At 61.0% G+C, this 3,634-nt stretch carries 3 protein-coding genes; all 3 read right to left on the bottom strand.

Annotation, left to right across the window (positions count from 1 at the left end; translation table 11 throughout):
- Nucleotides 1–120: 120 nt before the first annotated feature.
- From fusA to rpsL, 3 genes are read right to left on the bottom strand one after another with little or no spacing between them, the layout of a single operon-like run.
- Nucleotides 121–2,196 (bottom strand): elongation factor G, encoded by a 2,076-nt coding sequence (fusA, locus tag DRB19_RS29195; protein WP_114189443.1) that lies wholly within the window; start codon nt 2,194–2,196, stop codon nt 121–123.
- 25 nt (nt 2,197–2,221) lie between these two features.
- The gene (gene rpsG / locus DRB19_RS29190; protein WP_114189442.1) at nt 2,222–2,692 is read right to left on the bottom strand and encodes a 30S ribosomal protein S7; all 471 of its coding nucleotides are present in this window, start codon (nt 2,690–2,692) and stop codon (nt 2,222–2,224) included.
- 33 nt (nt 2,693–2,725) lie between these two features.
- Nucleotides 2,726–3,097, bottom strand: a complete 372-nt coding sequence (gene rpsL / locus DRB19_RS29185; RefSeq protein ID WP_114189441.1) for a 30S ribosomal protein S12 — start codon at nt 3,095–3,097, stop codon at nt 2,726–2,728.
- Nucleotides 3,098–3,634: the final 537 nt, after the last annotated feature.

Raw genomic sequence — 3,634 nt, 5'->3', positions numbered from 1 at the left:
CTTGCCATGGTCAACGTGGCCAATCGTCCCGATGTTGCAGTGCGGCTTCGTCCGCTCAAACTTTTCCTTCGCCATCGTGGCACTCGTTCCTTTGAATCTCAGAATTTCAACTTAGTGGGTTCAGGCGTATTTCGCCTGAACCTCGGCAGCCACGTTCGACGGCACTTGCTCGTAGTGGTCGAACTGCATGGTGTAGCTCGCGCGCCCCTGGCTCATGCCGCGCAGGGTGTTCACGTAGCCGAACATGTTGGCCAGCGGCACCATCGCGTTGATGACGACCGCGTTGCCGCGCATGTCCTGCCCCTGGATCTGGCCGCGACGGGAGTTGAGGTCACCGATCACCGAACCGGTGTAGTCCTCAGGAGTCGTGACCTCGACCTTCATGACCGGCTCGAGGAGGACGGAACCGCCCTTTTGGAGGCCTTCACGCATAGCCGCACGAGAGGCGATTTCGAAGGCGAGAGCCGACGAGTCGACTTCGTGGAACGCGCCATCGATGAGCTCGACCTTGACGTCCACCACCGGGAAGCCGGCGATGACGCCAGCACCGATAACCGACTGCAGGCCCTTTTCGACGCCCGGGATGTACTCCTTAGGCACCGCACCACCCACGATCTTCGACTCGAAGGCGAAACCAGCGCCCTGCTCGTTCGGCTGGATCACCAGCTTGACGCGAGCGAACTGGCCCGTGCCGCCGGTCTGCTTCTTGTGGGTGTAGTCGATCTCAGCCTTTTTCGAGATGGTCTCGCGATACGCGACCTGCGGAGCGCCGATGTTGGCATCGACCTTGTAGGTGCGCTTCAGGATGTCGACCTTGATGTCGAGGTGAAGCTCGCCCATGCCCTTCAGGATCGTCTGACCGGACTCCTGATCGGTGGAGACGCGGAAGGACGGATCCTCTGCCGCGAGCTTGGCGAGAGCCAGACCAAGCTTCTCTTGATCCGCCTTAGACTTCGGCTCGATGGCGATCTCGATTACGGGCTCAGGGAACTCCATGCGCTCGAGGATCACGGGCTTCTGGGGATCGCAGAGCGTGTCGCCGGTACGGACTTCCTTGAGGCCCGCGAGAGCGACGATGTCGCCCGCATAGGCTTCCTTGATGTCCTCGCGGTTGTTCGCATGCATAAGAAGCATGCGGCCGACGCGCTCCTTCTTGTCACGGGTCGAGTTGAGCAGGTTCGCACCAGCATCAACCTTGCCCGAATAGACGCGGCAGAAGGTGATCGTGCCGACGAAGGGGTCGTCCATGATCTTGAAGGCGAGCATGGAGAACGCTTCCTCGTCCGTCGGACGGCGGATGGTATCTTCCTCGGTCTTGAAGTCGATGCCCTTGATGGCTTCGCGGTCTGCCGGGGACGGCAGGAAGTCCACGACGGCGTCGAGAAGGGGCTGAACGCCCTTGTTCTTGAACGCCGAGCCGCAAAGCACCGGGTGGAAAGCGCGGCGCTGGACGGCCGTGCGGATCAGGCGACGCAGGGTCGCCTCGTCCGGCTCCTGGCCTTCCAGATATGCCACCATCGCGTCGTCGTCCATCTCGACCGCAGCCTCGATGAGCTTGCCGCGATACTCGACAGCCTGGTCCTTCAGATCGGCCGGGATCTCGACTTCGTCGAACTTAGCACCGAGCGACTCGCCGGACCAGACGATCGCCTTCATCTTGATGAGGTCGATCACGCCCTGGAAGTCGGCTTCTGCGCCGATCGGCAGCTGGAGGCAGACAGGCTTGCCGGCGACGCGCTTCACGATGTCGTCGACGCAGTTGAAGAAGTTCGCGCCAGTCTTGTCCATCTTGTTGACGAACACGACGCGGGGAACGTCATACTTGTCGGCCTGGCGCCAAACGGTCTCGGTCTGAGGCTCGACGCCCTGGTTGCCGTCGAGCACGCACACTGCGCCGTCGAGGACGCGGAGCGAACGCTCCACCTCGATGGTGAAGTCGACGTGGCCGGGGGTGTCGATGATGTTCAGACGCTTGTCGTTCCAGAAGCAGGTGGTCGCAGCGGACGTGATCGTGATGCCACGCTCCTGCTCCTGCTCCATCCAGTCCATGGTGGCGGCGCCTTCGTGCACTTCACCGATCTTATGGGACTTGCCGGTGTAGTACAGGATGCGCTCGGTCGTGGTGGTCTTGCCGGCATCGATGTGGGCCATGATGCCGAAGTTACGGTAGTCCTCAATCGCGTGCGTGCGTGGCATCGATCAGCTCCTCAGGGTCCAGCCGTTACCAGCGATAGTGCGAGAACGCGCGGTTGGCTTCGGCCATCCGGTGGGTGTCTTCGCGCTTCTTGACGGCGTTACCCCGGTTGTTCGAGGCATCGAGCAGCTCGGCGGAGAGCCGGTCGACCATCGTTTTGTCGTTGCGGCCGCGGGCGGCCTGGATGATCCAGCGGATCGCCAGCGCCTGACGGCGCTCGGAGCGAACTTCGACCGGAACCTGGTAGGTCGCGCCGCCGACACGGCGGGAGCGGACTTCGATCGCCGGAGCGACGTTGTCGAGGGCCTGCTTGAAGACCTCAAGCGGGTTGGCCTTGGCGCGGCTCTCGATGATGTCGAAAGCACCGTACACGATGCTCTCGGCAGCAGACTTCTTGCCGTCGTACATGATGGAGTTCATGAACTTGGTGACGACGATATCCCCGAACTTCGGATCCGGGATAATCTCACGCTTTTCTGCGCTATGGCGGCGGGACATGAGCTGACTCCGACCTCAATAAGTGTTGACGGCTTACTTCGGCCGCTTCGCGCCGTACTTCGAACGACGCTGCTTACGGTTCTTCACACCCTGCGTGTCGAGGACGCCGCGAATGATGTGATAACGGACACCCGGAAGATCCTTCACGCGGCCGCCGCGGATCATCACCACGGAGTGCTCTTGAAGGTTATGGCCCTCACCGGGGATGTAACCGATGACTTCAAAGCCATTGGTCAGGCGAACCTTGGCGACCTTACGCAGAGCCGAGTTTGGCTTCTTCGGGGTCGTGGTATAGACGCGCGTGCACACGCCCCGCTTCTGCGGGCAGGCCTCAAGCGCGGGAACCTTATTCCGGCTCTTTTGCGCCGTCCGCGGCTTGCGGATCAGCTGACTGATCGTTGGCATCCTGTGCCCTCTTTCACCAGCCACCGCCAGGTGGCCTGTTGTGTCTTCAAACGGTTGAACGCCGCCCTGGCAAACCCTTAGGCTTGCGCAAAACGAAGCCACGCCATTGGCCCTGAAAGGCCCCCGGCGTGGTGCGATTGCAGAGGACCACGATGATTTGCACCGCGGTCGTGCCCTAAATCTGACATTTGTCAGTCAAGGTTGAGTTCGGCAGCGTTTAGGTGGCACGGGTCAAAGCTAGACGCTTTGACTGGCGAAAACCTACAGCCCGCCGGAAAGTCCGGTCTCTCTAGCGTCTGAGTCGTTAAAAGTCAACTCTTTTCGCCATTCTGACCGCTAGGCTCAGGATTGGAGCCCTTAGGTCGGCCGGGAGAGCCTTGCCGGCAGCCCGGGAGTGACGTGCTCATAGCTTCTGGCAGCGTGTCTGTCACGTCTGAAAGTGGCGTTATCCTAGGTCACCTAAAGCATCGGACGGTTAAACAGACGCATATCCGGCTGCCTTGAGGTAGTTCCAGCACTCCTGAGGCTCGAACAAGT

Source organism: Microvirga aerophila, assembly GCF_003332305.1.
In the GTDB taxonomy this organism is placed as follows: Bacteria; Pseudomonadota; Alphaproteobacteria; order Rhizobiales; family Beijerinckiaceae; genus Microvirga; species Microvirga aerophila.
Note: the sequence above shows the minus strand (reverse complement) of the source record. Positions and strands in the feature narration are given on the sequence as shown.

Coding starts and splice junctions, on each gene's coding strand:
- fusA (WP_114189443.1), bottom strand. CDS start 2,196: ATGCCACGCACGCACGCGATTGAGGACTACCGTAACTTCGGCATCATG.
- rpsG (WP_114189442.1), bottom strand. CDS start 2,692: ATGTCCCGCCGCCATAGCGCAGAAAAGCGTGAGATTATCCCGGATCCG.
- rpsL (WP_114189441.1), bottom strand. CDS start 3,097: ATGCCAACGATCAGTCAGCTGATCCGCAAGCCGCGGACGGCGCAAAAG.